This is a genomic window from Colwellia sp. 6_MG-2023 (assembly GCF_030547765.1).
Lineage (GTDB): Bacteria > Pseudomonadota > Gammaproteobacteria > Enterobacterales > Alteromonadaceae > Colwellia.
The window spans coordinates 1-14,170 of record NZ_JAUOPP010000036.1; the positions used below are offsets into that span (position 1 = coordinate 1).

Annotated in this window: 11 protein-coding genes and 1 tRNA gene; 6 read left to right on the forward strand and 6 right to left on the reverse strand. The window is 34.7% G+C overall.

Going from position 1 to position 14,170, the window contains the following annotated elements; translation table 11 throughout:
- Positions 1–195, forward strand: a 195-nt coding sequence (locus Q4503_RS17650) for a hypothetical protein (protein ID WP_303603065.1), incomplete at its 5' end; no start/stop codon positions are given.
- Here the strand turns inward: Q4503_RS17650 and Q4503_RS17655 are convergent.
- Positions 174–249, reverse strand: a tRNA-Asn gene (locus Q4503_RS17655). The genes Q4503_RS17650 and Q4503_RS17655 overlap by 22 nt on opposite strands.
- A gap of 492 nt (positions 250–741) precedes the next feature.
- On the opposite strand from Q4503_RS17655, the gene Q4503_RS17660 reads away from it, so the two are divergent.
- Positions 742–2,130 carry an MATE family efflux transporter gene (locus Q4503_RS17660; RefSeq protein WP_303603066.1) on the forward strand — a complete coding sequence of 463 codons (1,389 nt, stop codon included), beginning with the start codon at positions 742–744 and terminating at the stop codon, positions 2,128–2,130.
- A gap of 23 nt (positions 2,131–2,153) precedes the next feature.
- Entirely contained in the window at positions 2,154–4,154 is a 2,001-nt protein-coding gene (gene uvrB / locus Q4503_RS17665; protein ID WP_303603077.1) for an excinuclease ABC subunit UvrB, read from the forward strand.
- Positions 4,155–4,262: 108 nt separating this feature from the next.
- Here uvrB and Q4503_RS17670 read toward each other — a convergent pair whose 3' ends face one another.
- From Q4503_RS17670 to queC, 3 genes are all read right to left on the reverse strand, one after another.
- A complete protein-coding gene (locus tag Q4503_RS17670) occupies positions 4,263–4,475 on the reverse strand; it encodes a hypothetical protein (RefSeq protein ID WP_215972868.1) in 213 nt (70 codons plus the stop codon).
- A gap of 159 nt (positions 4,476–4,634) precedes the next feature.
- On the reverse strand, positions 4,635–5,579 hold the full coding sequence (locus Q4503_RS17675; protein ID WP_303603067.1) for an ion transporter: 945 nt from the start codon (positions 5,577–5,579) through the stop codon (positions 4,635–4,637).
- Between the two features lie 56 nt (positions 5,580–5,635).
- The gene (gene queC / locus Q4503_RS17680) at positions 5,636–6,325 is read right to left on the reverse strand and encodes a 7-cyano-7-deazaguanine synthase QueC (protein ID WP_215972866.1); all 690 of its coding nucleotides are present in this window, start codon (positions 6,323–6,325) and stop codon (positions 5,636–5,638) included.
- Between the two features lie 85 nt (positions 6,326–6,410).
- On the opposite strand from queC, the gene queE reads away from it, so the two are divergent.
- Entirely contained in the window at positions 6,411–7,082 is a 672-nt protein-coding gene (gene queE / locus Q4503_RS17685; RefSeq protein ID WP_215972865.1) for a 7-carboxy-7-deazaguanine synthase QueE, read from the forward strand.
- 103 nt (positions 7,083–7,185) lie between these two features.
- Here queE and alr read toward each other — a convergent pair whose 3' ends face one another.
- Positions 7,186–8,268 (reverse strand): alanine racemase, encoded by a 1,083-nt coding sequence (gene alr, locus Q4503_RS17690; RefSeq protein WP_303603068.1) that lies wholly within the window; start codon positions 8,266–8,268, stop codon positions 7,186–7,188.
- A 252-nt stretch (positions 8,269–8,520) separates the two neighbouring features.
- A complete protein-coding gene (locus Q4503_RS17695; RefSeq protein WP_303603069.1) occupies positions 8,521–10,323 on the reverse strand; it encodes a bifunctional diguanylate cyclase/phosphodiesterase in 1,803 nt (600 codons plus the stop codon).
- A 431-nt stretch (positions 10,324–10,754) separates the two neighbouring features.
- Here Q4503_RS17695 and Q4503_RS17700 point away from each other — a divergent pair, with 431 nt between their 5' ends.
- Both Q4503_RS17700 and Q4503_RS17705 read left to right on the forward strand, forming a co-directional pair.
- Positions 10,755–13,862, forward strand: a complete 3,108-nt coding sequence (locus Q4503_RS17700; RefSeq protein ID WP_303603070.1) for an FAD-binding and (Fe-S)-binding domain-containing protein — start codon at positions 10,755–10,757, stop codon at positions 13,860–13,862.
- Positions 13,863–13,897: 35 nt separating this feature from the next.
- Positions 13,898–14,146, forward strand: coding sequence for a hypothetical protein (locus tag Q4503_RS17705; RefSeq protein WP_215972861.1), 249 nt, complete (start codon positions 13,898–13,900; stop codon positions 14,144–14,146).
- The last annotated feature ends 24 nt before the right edge of the window (positions 14,147–14,170 follow it).

A 14,170-nucleotide genomic window follows, 5' to 3' on the forward strand; every position in this document is an offset into this window, starting at 1 on the left:
AACAGTCCATCGCTCTACCAACTGAGCTATTGGGGAATAAACTTTTTACATGAGTTTGTTAATTCTCATTCTTTAATATGGCTCCCCAAACTGGGCTTGAGAAACCAACAGCGACACATGCTATTATTAGAGAGTACAGTTCATCGCTCTACATCTGTCGTTGTTTTAAAATGTGGCTCCCCAAACTGGGCTTGAACCAGTGACACATGGATTAACAGTCCATCGCTCTACCAACTGAGCTATTGGGGAATTGCTTTCTTTCGATTGCGTGTTAACCGTCTTGGCTAACGGGGCGGAATATTAAAGACCTGATGGCAAACTGTCAACACTAAAATAAGAAAAAAATGAATTATTCGTTTGTTTGCTCAAATTGCGTTCAGTAACGTTAGTTTGTCATCGCTTCTTGACCGTTTCTTATGCATCAATTTTTAATTGCTTATAAAACCTGATGAAAATGTAGTTATCCACGAAACTTGTGGATAACTATGTTAGTTAAATTGTAAAAACTAGTGACATTATCGTTTTCCTTAGCGTGTAGGTAAGTCAACAACAAAATGAATGTTTTATTTACTTATTTGTTATCAGTGACTTATGAGTTTTTTGTGTTTTTATTAGCACTTTAGGTTGGTTTTTAATCAGTTATATATTTGAATGCATTTACTGTGCATTTCTTTTGCTTTTGATTACAATAGCAATTGTTAAACTTATGTATTATCACTAGGAATTCTCTAAAATTTATTAATGACGTCAATTAAAAAGATAAAAAATAATAAGCAACCGATCAATTTACTCAAAGATCCTGTTGGTAATACTATAAAACGAATGACCATCCCAATGATTTACGGCATGATTTTGTTAATGACTTTTAATTTAGTCGATACATTTTTTGTCAGTATGCTAGGGACACAGCCGTTAGCTGCTATTAGCTTTACTTTTCCTGTTACCTTTACTGTTATTAGTTTGATGATTGGTTTAGGTATAGGTACGTCGGCAGTTATTGCTAAGTTTTTAGGGCGTGGTGATCATGAATCGGCAAAAAACTCAGCTACAGCTGCCTTATACATGTCAGCAATTGTCGTTATCATATTGTCATTTATTGGTTATTTATATACAGATGAACTTTTTACTTTGCTTGGTGCAAAGCAATCTTTATTACCTTTAATCCATGAGTACATGGATATATGGTACCTAGGTAGTGTGTGCTTAATTGGCCCTATGATAGGTAATGCTGTACTTCGAGCATCGGGTGATACAAAGACGCCTAGTATCGTGATGGGCAGTTCAGGGTTAATCAATGCTGTGCTTGACCCTATATTTATTTTTGGTTTTGGCCCTATTCCTGCGATGGGAATCGAAGGTGCTGCCATAGCTTCCTTAATTTCTTGGATTGTTGGTTTTTTACTGATATTGATCATTTTAACAAAACAAAAAAACTTAATTCATACGCATTTTATCCCCATGAAACAATTAATGATTTCATGTCGTGGTATATTGAAAATAGGTTTACCTGCTGCAGGTGCTAATATGTTAACACCAATTGCTGCAGCGATTATGACTGCTATTGCTGCGAGTTATGGTGAGTCGGCTGTGGCAGGCTTTGGGGTTGGCTCTCGTATAGAATCTATTGCTTCATTAGTCGTCTTAGCAATGACAATGACTTTGCCACCTTTTATTAGCCAAAATTTTGGTGCAGGTAATATGGAACGTGTTGAACAAGCCTATAAAACGTCTATTAAGTTTATTATATTTTGGCAAATACTGATTTATATGGTCTTAGTAATTGCAGCTCCATTGATTGCATCCGTTTTCGCTAAAGAAAAAGAAGTCGCAGACATTATCGTATTATTTATGTGGATTTTACCTTTAGGTTATGGTCTTCAAGGTGTAGTCATATTAACTAATTCATCGTTTAATGCGCTTCATAAACCGATAACCGCTTTGATATTGAGTATTATAAGGTTATTTATTTGTTATGTACCTTTAGCTTATTTAGGAAGTTATTTGTATGGTTTACATGGTTTTTTTATTGGCGCTTTACTTGGTAACTTAGTGATGGCATTTATTTCTTACCGATTATTCATTAAGCAGTTTAATCATGATGAGTTTATTACTAAGGAACAATTGTCTTGAAAGAAGAATTATTTAAAGAAACAATGGTTAAGTCACTGAAATTAGAATCGGATTATATACCCAGTGGTGATCAGCCAACGGCTATTAAACAGTTATTAGAAGGCATTGATTCAGGATTAGCGCATCAAACCTTATTGGGAGTTACTGGCTCGGGTAAAACTTTTACTATTGCGAATGTGATTGAACAGCTTAACCGTCCGACGATGTTATTAGCGCCAAATAAAACTTTAGCGGCTCAACTTTATGGTGAGATGAAAGAGTTTTTTCCAAACAATGCTGTGGAATACTTTGTTTCTTATTATGACTATTATCAACCCGAAGCTTATGTGCCAACAACAGACACTTTTATTGAAAAAGATGCTTCGGTTAATGAACATATCGAACAAATGCGCTTGTCGGCAACTAAGGCATTGTTAGAACGTCGTGATGTTATTATTATTGCATCTGTTTCGGCTATCTATGGGTTAGGGGATCCTGATTCATATTTAAGAATGATGTTGCATATAAGTGTTGGTGACATTATTAATCAACGAGATATATTACGTCGACTGGCGGAGTTACAATATAAACGTAATGATCTGGCGTTTGCACGTGCAACTTACCGTGTACGCGGTGATGTTATTGATATTTTTCCAGCTGAATCTGATCGTCTTGCACTGCGAGTAGAATTGTTTGATGAAGAAATTGAACGTATTAGTCAGTTTGATCCTTTAACCGGACAAGTTGAACGTACTTTAGCGCGTGTTACTGTGTATCCGAAAACTCATTATGCAACACCACGCGATAAAATATTATCGGCAGTAGAAAAAATAAAAGTAGAGCTAAAAGAGCGTTCTCAGTTCCTTAAAGACAATAATCGTTTAGTAGAAGAGCAACGAATATCTCAACGTACTCAGTTTGATATTGAAATGATGACCGAACTTGGTTATTGCTCGGGTGTTGAAAACTACTCACGTTATTTATCTGGTCGTGAAGCGGGTGAAGCGCCGCCAACGTTGTTTGATTATTTACCCGATGATGGTTTACTTATTATTGATGAATCACATGTTACTGTGCCACAAATTGGCGCCATGTATAAAGGTGATCGGTCTCGAAAAGAAAATTTAGTAGAATATGGTTTTAGGCTTCCTTCTGCACTTGATAACAGACCGATGAAATTTGAGGAGTTTGAAGCTTTATCACCTCAAACTATTTATGTTTCTGCTACTCCAAGTCATTATGAGATAGAGAAGTCTGCAGGAGAGGTTGCTCAGCAAGTTGTTCGACCAACGGGGTTACTTGATCCACAAATTGAAGTGCGAGACGTAGAAACCCAGGTTGATGATTTACTGTCAGAAATTAATAAACGATTACCATTGAATGAACGCGTGTTAGCAACAACGCTAACTAAACGTATGGCTGAAGATTTAACTGATTATTTAGATGAACACGGTATTAAAACACGGTACTTGCATTCAGATGTTGATACTGTTGAACGTGTTGAAATTATTCGTGACTTTCGCTTAGGTAAATTTGATGTGTTGGTGGGAATTAATTTATTACGTGAAGGCTTAGATATGCCCGAAGTTTCACTTGTTGCGATACTTGATGCGGATAAAGAAGGTTTTTTACGATCAGAACGTTCGTTAATTCAAACAATTGGCCGAGCAGCACGTAATATTAATGGTAGAGCTATTTTATATGCGAGTAAAGTTACTAAGTCTATGCGTAAAGCGATTGATGAAACCGAACGTCGTAGAGGATTACAACATCAATATAATATCGACAATAATATTACGCCGAAAGGCGTTATCCGTAAAATAACGGATGTAATGGATGTTGGTGATTTCAGTCAATCAAAAGCGTTGGATCAAGTTGCTGAAAAAGTGGCTAACTACCAAGCATTAACGACGAAAGAAATAGATAAAAAGATTTTAGAGCTTGAAAAAGCTATGTATTCACATGCACAAAACCTTGAATTTGAAAAAGCAGCCGCGACTCGCGATGAAATTGCGAAATTAAGAACTCAACAATTGAACACTTAGTGAATCAAACTATTGGCTCAGGTGTGTTATTGAGTTGTTATTCCTGATTTGTGAAGATAATGTTTAAGAATTTAAGGTTAATATATTTAAGCTTGATTATTAAGTACATTATTTAGGATAAATAATTGAATATTTTCCTATTATCTTTGCGATAGCGAAGCAGTTGCAATTATTTAAATAGCTAATTTCATTAATGACTTTATCTTGCATATCAGCAGGTAGTAGTAATATTTGTTCAAGATAAATATGTGTTTTGGTATCATTATTGCCATTAATAAATTTATTTATATACTGCGTTTGATGTCTGAATTCTTCATTCATACAACATCCTTAATAGCTTAATAGACAAGGTATTAATAAGTGTAGCTTATGATTTACTAACGGTTAGACGTATTTAGTCTTAAAATAACAATAAAGTACTATTGTGGTTATTTTATTGTTATTTAAATTATTTTGCGGACTTCTTTATTACGATAGATTTTATTTACCACAATGCGGGCACTTATTTTCATGGTGCTTCTCTTTTAACATTGTAATGCTACGTTGCAAGTCTTCAGGCTCAATCTCTAACTTTTCTGCTAGTGATTGTAATGTTTTAAAGTCATCGTTGTCGATATAACCATGAGTTAATGCCCCTTTAATGTTGGCGTCTAAACGTTCTTTTCTTCGTCGTAACTCTTCGCCAAAACGTGCAGCTAGCATACCCGCAGGTAATGCTACAAAAACGACACCAACAAGCATGATCAAGGTTGAGATGACTTTACCTAAGGTAGTAATTGGTACGGCATCGCCATAACCTACGGTTGTCATGGTAACCACAGCCCACCAAAAAGATTCAAAAATACTGCCAAAGGTTTCAGGTTGTACTTTTCCCTCGATAGAATAGATTAAACTTGCAGCGATAATAATAAAAAATAACATCACTATCATGACGGCAATAATATTTTTTAACTCTTTTGTGATAACAGTGATAAAAATATCAAACCCTTTAAAATAATGGGTTAATTTTAATAATCGTAATACTCTTATTAAGCGTAAAGTGCGTAAATCTAGAGAAAAGAATAGTGCGATAATGAAAGGTAGAATGGCAATTAAATCAATTAATGCCATAGGCGTGAATATATAGTTAATTCTTGCTTTTAAATTGGTGACCGTTTGATATTCTTCCGCTTCAACGCAACACCATACTCGTAATAAATATTCAAAACAAAAAATTGAAAGCGAAATAGTCTCAAAAAGTATAAATGCATGTTTATACAATAAATAATAGTCAGAATCAGAAGAGGTGATCGCTGCAGCAACGTTGCTTATAATAAGTATAATCAACAGCCAAGTAACGAGTTTTGCAGTAATGCCCGACTTAGTTTCACTTTCAAGTAACTGATATGTCTTAACTCGTAAAATATTTTTATTTGCAGTAGACATATCGTTACTTACTCATGTGACTGTTAGTTTGAATAACGCTGAGTGTAGGCTCTTAGTTATGCTTCATATTCAATAGGATCTATAACATTATTGTCACTGAATGCTTCAAGGCGTTCTTCACAAGCGCCGCATTTCCCACAGGCCTTCTCTCTGCCGTTATAGCAAGTCCATGTATCGCTATAGTCTAGACCCATACTTATCCCATCGCTCAAAATAGCTGATTTATTTACTGTTAAATATGGACTGAAGATTTCAACACTTTCATAATTCGCTATAAGACAAACATCATTCATTTTTTGAACAAATTCTGGTCGACAATCAGGATAAATGGTGTGATCGCCGCTATGTGCACCATAATATACTTGAGCAGCACCTACTGAAACCGCATAACCTACCGCTAACGATAATAAAATCATATTTCGGTTAGGTACCACGGTTGACTTCATATTTTCAGCTTCGTAATGACCTTCAGGAATATCAATATCATCGGTTAAAGAAGAGCCTGCTAATAATTGATTAATAGACGAAATATCAATAACTTTATGTTCAACCCCTAAAGAGGCGCAAACTTTACTGGCACACTCAAGTTCTTTTACATGACGTTGGCCGTAATCAAACGAAAGCGCAAATACTTCTTTGCCGTCTTTTAATGCACGATTCAATACGGTAAATGAATCCATTCCACCAGAATAAATAACCACAACTTTCTCTGTTTTTATTTGTTCTGTGGATAGTTTTTCAGTCATAGTTAAGTCTCTTAAAAATAAATAGGGTATAATCAGTTATGTCCATTTTACTTGAATAAAATCTTAGGCAAAAGCACAAATTAAAATGATTCAATATAAAATTAATGAAATGTTTGAAACAATACAAGGCGAAGGCTCTTTTACTGGTCAGCCGTCAATATTTATTCGTTTACAAGGTTGTCCTGTCGGCTGCTCTTGGTGTGATACAAAGCATACTTGGGAAGTTGAATTAAGTGATGAAGTAACCAAAGAAAAAATGTTAGCTAAATCGCAAGAAACGCCGCAATGGAGTAATCTTTCTGTGACGCAAATTAAAGCATTAGTTACAGAGCAAGGTTACCAGGCTAAACATGTAGTCATTACAGGAGGAGAGCCCTGTATGGTTGATTTAACACCTCTGTGTGATGCATTTGAAGATATTGGCTACAGCACTCAAGTTGAAACTTCAGGTACCTTTGATATTTTAGTGTCAACTAAGTGCTGGGTAACGGTTTCACCTAAAATTAATATGCGTGGTGGTTATCCGATATTATCTAGTGCAATGGCCCGCGCTGATGAAATTAAACACCCTGTTGCAACAGAGCAACATGTCGATGATCTGAAAACATTATTGGCAGAACATGATATTGGCAATACGCCTATATACTTACAACCCATTAGCCAAAAAGATCGAGCAACACAATTGGCAATTGATACTTGTATTGCTAATAATTGGCGTTTATCAATACAGGTGCATAAATATATAGGAATAGAATAGTTATATTGCTGAGCTTTTTAACTTATGTCACGTAAGTATGTTAAATGGGTTAAAAAGCTTAGAAGCAATATTTTTAGCATCATGTTTTGATTTTATTGTGAGGTTACTTTATATAAAACTTTGGAACACGGTTAGATATTCTAGTCAGTAGCTCATAATTGTTGCTTTCAAGGTGTTCGGCGACAGTTTCAATCGTTAAGTTTTCACCCCATAATTCAACACTATCGCCAACCTTAACACCAACAACATTAGTAACATCAATGGTGATCATATCCATTGATACTCTTCCGGCAAGTGTTGCAATCTGTCCATTAATACAAACAGGCGTACCATTTTTCGCGTTTCTAGGATAACCGTCTGCGTACCCTATTGCGACAGTGGCTATTATTGATGGGCGTTTAGCTTGCCATGTTTCGCCATAACCAACAGACTCGCCAACTTTTAATTTTCTCAGCGCCATAATTGTAGATTTTAATGTCATCACCGGTGCTAATTTAACGGGTAAATCATTAACCGGTATTGGTGTTGCGCCATATAAAGCAAGTCCTAACCTATTATAGTCACCATGACTTTTCGGCCAGCTTAAAATACCAGCAGAGTTAGCTAAACTTTTTTTATAACCATGTTTTTCATTTACTTGTTCAAATTGTTGAATCTGTAATTGTGTTTTGGGATTGTCTAACTCATCAGCACTAGAAAAGTGAGTACACAGCACTAAGTTTTCTAATTGCTCAGGTGATAATTGAGTTAAAATACTATCAACATCATTTGGTTTTATACCTAAACGATTCATGCCTGTATCTACTTTTAGCCACAATTTACCTACATATGGTGTAGGAAACTGCTTTAACCAATCCATTTGCTCCGTAGAGTGAAGCATCAACCAAAAGTTTTGTTGTAAGGCTATTGAGAAATCTTGATATGACAAGGCACCTTCAATTACCAAAATAGGTAAGGTTATACCTGCATCGCGCAGTTGAATTGCTTCATCAATAAAAGCAACAGCAAAGGCTGGGACATGTGGGCTTAAGTATTTAGCTATTTCAATGGCACCATGGCCATATGCATTCGCCTTTATTACAGCTATCGTTTCACTTCTTGGTGCGAGGTTAGCAATTTGTGTGTAGTTACTTAATAATGCGGGTAAGTTTACAGTAGCGTAAGTTTTTCTAGAATGGTTATTCATACAGTTTATTGATTCAAAGTATTCATCTGATAGGCATGGCCCTTTGCCTCAGTTTACCATGTTTATAAATTTTTGGGAGCATTAGCTAACGATTTAACAAGGAATTTTAGCTATAAATAGTCTTTGTTTAGTTTGATATTTATGGTAACGATGAGGCTTAATTATAGAGTTATTATCGAAACCAATATTACACATATTGGACTTAATCATGTTAGCGCTTTTTATTTCTAAATATTGTTAGGCCTTTACTTTTTATTCATCTGTCTGCACGAGCAAGGATACATACTCTTTGACTGTAATGGGCTTAGAGAACCAATAACCTTGGAAATATTCACAGCCGTTATTTTTTAATTCAAGGTATTGTTTTTCTGTTTCTACTCCTTCTGCGATGACACTGAAGTTATAAAGTTTAGCAATTGATAAAATAACAAGAGACATGCCAATTAGTGGTGATGTGTTTTCCATATCGCCACTAACAAAGCTTCTATCTATTTTTAAATTATTGAGTGGGAATTTTTTTAGTTGGTTAAAGGATGTGTAGCCAGTACCAAAATCATCGAGTGATAGCTTAAATCCGATTCTTCTTAAATAAATAAGAGTGTCGATTGCTTGCAAGTCACTTTCTACTAAGCTGGTCTCAGTAATTTCAAGCTCAATAATTGTTGGGTCGAGATTATATTGGTTAAGGATTTTTTTAATACGCGGAATAAAGTCTTTATTATGAAGTTGTTTAGAGGAGATATTGATTGAATAAAATTCAATACTGGGAATTCTTAACATATCAGTGTTAGCAATTATTTTAAATGATTCATTAAGTACCCAATAATCGATTTGTTGAATTAATCCCGTGCTTTCAGCGATTGGAATAAATTTATCTGGACCATACTCTTTGAGTTCCTTCCTATCACATCTAAGCAATAATTCAGCACCAACAATGTTATTTTTGTTATGACGAAAAATAGGCATAAATACCATATGAAATTCGTTGTTATTCAGTGCTTTTGTTAGTTCTTGTGCTATATGTTTTTGCTCCTTAAATTGCTTGCTAATAGATTCATCAAAGACTTGTATACTATTATCTCCAAGCTGTTTTGCTTGTTTTAATGTTATATCCACGTTATCGATAATATTTTGAAATTTCCCTTTAAATCTATTGGCTCTAACAATCGCGATAGATGCAGAAATTTTAATGGGATTTTTAGCTATAATAGTTAATTCATTAACAGCTAGTTTTAATCTGTTAATGAAGGGCAATATATCAAACTCTTCAGGTAGGTTGGTTAAGCCTATCGCAAAGGAATCTCCTGAATATCGAGCAAAATAATAGGATTCAGCCGTCGAAAGTGTTATATCTTTTTCTATTATAGTGGATAATTTTTTAGAAAGTTGCTGAATTAATTCATCTCCCGTATCAAAACCTAAGGTGTCATTAATAATACGAAATTTATCAATATCTAAATTGATAGAAGTAATGCTCTTAATATCAGTGTTTAAATGACATTCATCTAGCCATTTATTATAGGAATGACGATTAGCTAAACCGGTCAAAGGATCTTTTTTGGCTTCTTCACCTACGGCGTCTTTTTGCTTTCTTGAATAATAAGCTGAATAAGCAGTAAAAATAATAGTTAAAATAAAAGACGTTAATAATTTGGCCGCTTTAAATGTTTCTTCATGTAATGTGGTTAATGCTAAATAAAATAATATCGAGGGAATTGCTATTAATAGAGCTGTTCTAATGGATGTAAGAAAAAACAGCCCAGTAATGGCTGGAAAGGCATAAACAATTCCATGTAATCCCATATAATAACAGGCAAATGCTATGGTTAAAAACATGGAGAAAATCATGCTGAATTTACATAGAGTGCTAATGGTATTATTTTTAACTTTCAGAAGACTGGTTGCAAAAACAATTAACGTAAATAATAGGCTACTAGCTAAAACATAATTTTGATTCAGATAATGTACGGTAGCAAATATGGTGAGAGGAATAATGCAAAGTAAAAGGAATATTTTTGAGTGACGATTATATAATACCAACACTTGCTGAGACATTTAAAATAAATCCTTTTGAAAATAAAGAACATACAAGAGTAATTAAGATTATAGTGCGGCAATCATTTTCAATGCAAGCTTTTTGTGCTTTAAAGTAGGGTGGTTGAGGCTAAAATTGTTAGGTTAATCAATAAGACAAAGAAATATTATCCTAGTTTTATTGGGCTAATTTACCATGATGACTGATAAAAAAAATTTCCACTATTCTTGGTAATAAGTCGATGAATTTTATGATAAGTACCAAAGAACAACCAATTGACAGTTAAATTTTAAATTATTTTGGGGAGACATGATTGTGAATATAATGTTATCGATTAATTGAATGTTTATAAAATATAATTTTAATATAAAGGAAGCTTAATAAGCTGATCAAAAGTCAGTTTTTACATGATATACTCAAGCAATTCCTTTTTGTTTACAGATAAATATTCATGCTACCTCGTATTGATCATCAAACACACCTTTCTCCTCTTTACGATAATTTTGTTCGTGCGTTAAAAGCTAAAAACTTCACGGGTGATATTAGTGCCAAATATAGTGCACGTCTTGCTGTTGCAACTGATAATAGTATATATCAGCAATTGCCCCAGTTAGTTATTAACCCCCGCACACAACAAGATATTATCTTATTGGCTAAAACGGCAAGTGAAGATAATTATAGCGATATAAAATTTAGTGCTAGAGGTGGTGGTACAGGAACCAATGGACAAAGTTTAACACCGGGTATCATTGTTGATTTATCTAAATATATTAATAAAGTATTAGAAATAAATATTGAAGAACGCTGGGTGAAAGTAGAGGCGGGTGTAGTAAAAGATCAATTAAATGATTATTTACGTCCACATGGTTTTTTCTTTGCACCTGATTTATCAACAAGTAACCGTGCCACTATCGGTGGAATGATTAATACTGATGCTTCTGGCCAAGGCTCATTAGTGTATGGTAAAACGTCTGATCATGTTTTAGCTTTAACTTCTGTGCTAGCAAATGGCGATGTACTTAATACTGAACCTATGACAATCACCCAAGCACAAGCGTTGGCAAAAGAAGAAACTAGTCATGGCAGAATAGTTCAACAGGTTCTCGCGTCTAGTGTTGATAACCGCGAGCTTATTCTGAAAAAATTCCCCCGTTTAAATCGATTTTTAACCGGTTATGATTTGGAAAATGTATTACAAGCTCAAGGTAGTGAAAATGAGGAACTGAATACATTTGATTTAAGCAGAATAATAACTGGCTCAGAGGGCTCATTAGCTTTTGTTTGTCAGGCTAAACTTAATATTACTCCTATTAGCCCCGCTAAAACGTTAATTAATATTAAATATGATAGTTTTGATTCTGCATTACGTCATTCACCTTTTTTAGTGAAGGCAAAAGCGACTTCAGTAGAGACTATCGACAGTAAAGTGTTAAACCTAGCTAAACAAGATATTGTTTGGCACAGTGTAAGTGACTTAATTACTGACGTGCCTAACAAAGTCATGGATGGTATTAATATTGTTGAATTTAATGGGACAAGCGTTGAAGACTTAGCTGAGCAGGTTGCCATTTTAACAGCAGGTTTAGATGAAACAATTGCCAATGCAGAAAATGGTAATGCTTGTGGAGTGATTGGCTATCAAGTCACTTCTGATTTAAGTAGTATCAATAAGCTTTATGCTATGCGTAAAAAAGCGGTAGGACTTTTAGGTAATACAGATGGCAGGCAAAAACCGTTAGCTTTTGCAGAAGATACTGCGGTACCGCCTGAAAACTTAGCTGATTTCATTAGTGAATTTAGAGCGTTGCTTGATAGTTATAACTTGCATTACGGTATGTTTGGTCATGTAGATGCAGGTGTTTTACATGTACGTCCGGCACTTGATATGTGTGACCCAGAGCAAGAAAAGTTACTGAGAACTTTGTCTGACAAGGTGGTTGAATTAACGGCTAAATATGGCGGGTTAATGTGGGGGGAACATGGTAAAGGCTATCGTAGTGAATATGGCCCTGAGTTTTTTGGCGAGGAATTATTCACTGAATTAAGGAAAATCAAAGCCGCATTTGATCCACTCAATAAAATGAATCCAGGTAAGATATGTACCCCGATTGATTCAAGCGAACAATTAGTCAGTGTTGATGATACTAAACGTGGTTTTTTTGATCGACAGATTCCTATTACGGTAAAAGATTCATATAGTGCTGCCTTAGATTGCAATGGTAACGGTTTATGTTTTAACTACGATGTTAATAGTCCTATGTGTCCATCAAGCAAGGTAACTAAGGACAGACGTCACTCACCTAAAGGCCGTGCTGGTTTAATGCGTGAATGGTTAAGGTTACTAGAGAAGCAAGGTGTTGATATATTAGCACTAGAAACACAAGTAAATCATTGGTCAGTTAAAAAATTACTAGACACGACTATTACTAAATTCAAGCTTACTTTTTTTGAAAAAGAAGAGAATAAAAATGACTTCTCTCATGAAGTTATGGAAGCAATGCAAGGGTGTTTAGCGTGTAAGGCTTGTGCTAGCCAGTGTCCAATAAAGGTTGATGTGCCAGATTTTAGAAGCAGGTTTATCAACATTTATCATTCACGCTATCCTAGACCACTAAAAGATCATCTTGTCGCTAATGTAGAAATATTAGCACCATTAATGGCTAAAGTGCCAAAGTTGATGAATAGTATTTTAAGTTTGAATGCTTATGATAAGTTATCTGAAAAAACTATTGGTTACGTGAACACTCCATTATTAAGTGTTCCTACATTAAAAAAACAGGTCAAAAAAGCGGGTTATTCAGGGTTTGATTTAAATAAATTACAAGGTTTAACGAACCTACAACGTAAGGGTTACGTATTAATTGTACAAGATCCCTTTACATCTTTCTATGACGCTAAAACTGTCGAAAGTATGATGGCGTTAATAAAAGCGTTAGGTTTAGAGCCTATTTTATTACCGTTTAAACCAAACGGTAAGGCGCAACATGTGAAAGGGTTTTTAGCTCGCTTTGCCAAAACAGCTCAATCATCGAGTGATTTTTTAAATCAATTAACTCAACTGAATATACCCATGTTAGGTATGGATGCGTCAATGGTGCTCTGTTATCGCGATGAATACGCAAAAATTTTGGGTGATAAACGCGGTGACTTTAAAGTATTGCTCGCCCATGAATGGCTGTTGTCGTTTATTGAACAAGATGAAAAATTCAAAAGCATTGCAGATAAAAATCAGCAAGCGTTCAAATTATTTACTCACTGTACTGAGAAGACCGCTTTAGTGAATAGTGAAAATGAATGGACAAATATTTTTAGCCATTTTGGTTTGAATTTAGAAAAAGTGACTGTCGGATGTTGTGGTATGGCCGGTACCTATGGACATGAAAAGTCTAATTTAGATAACTCTAAAGAATTATTTAATCTAAGTTGGCAGCCTAAGTTAGCTGAGTTAGAGCAAACACAAATTTTGGCTACAGGTTTTTCTTGTCGGTCACAGGTGAAACGTTTAACAGCACTCAAAGCAAAACATCCTGTAGAGGCGTTATTAGCTAAATTACAATAACAAAACACTAAATAACCATTTTATTTGAGGCAACTATGTCAGATAAAAAACTTATTTTATTATTGAAAATATCTATTTGTATTGGTTTGTGCTTGTTAATTTTAGGTATATATTTACATAATTATAGTGATTATATGGAGTCTTTAGGCGTTACAGGCATCATTATTAGTGCGGTCTGTATTGCGTTGGGTTTAGTTTTTTCTTTGCCGACAAAAATGTATTTAACTTTTATACTTGTTAAGCGAGAAACAGAAGATCCTCCCCAAAATCATAAATTGAAATAAAGCCAACTTTTATAAAAAACCACC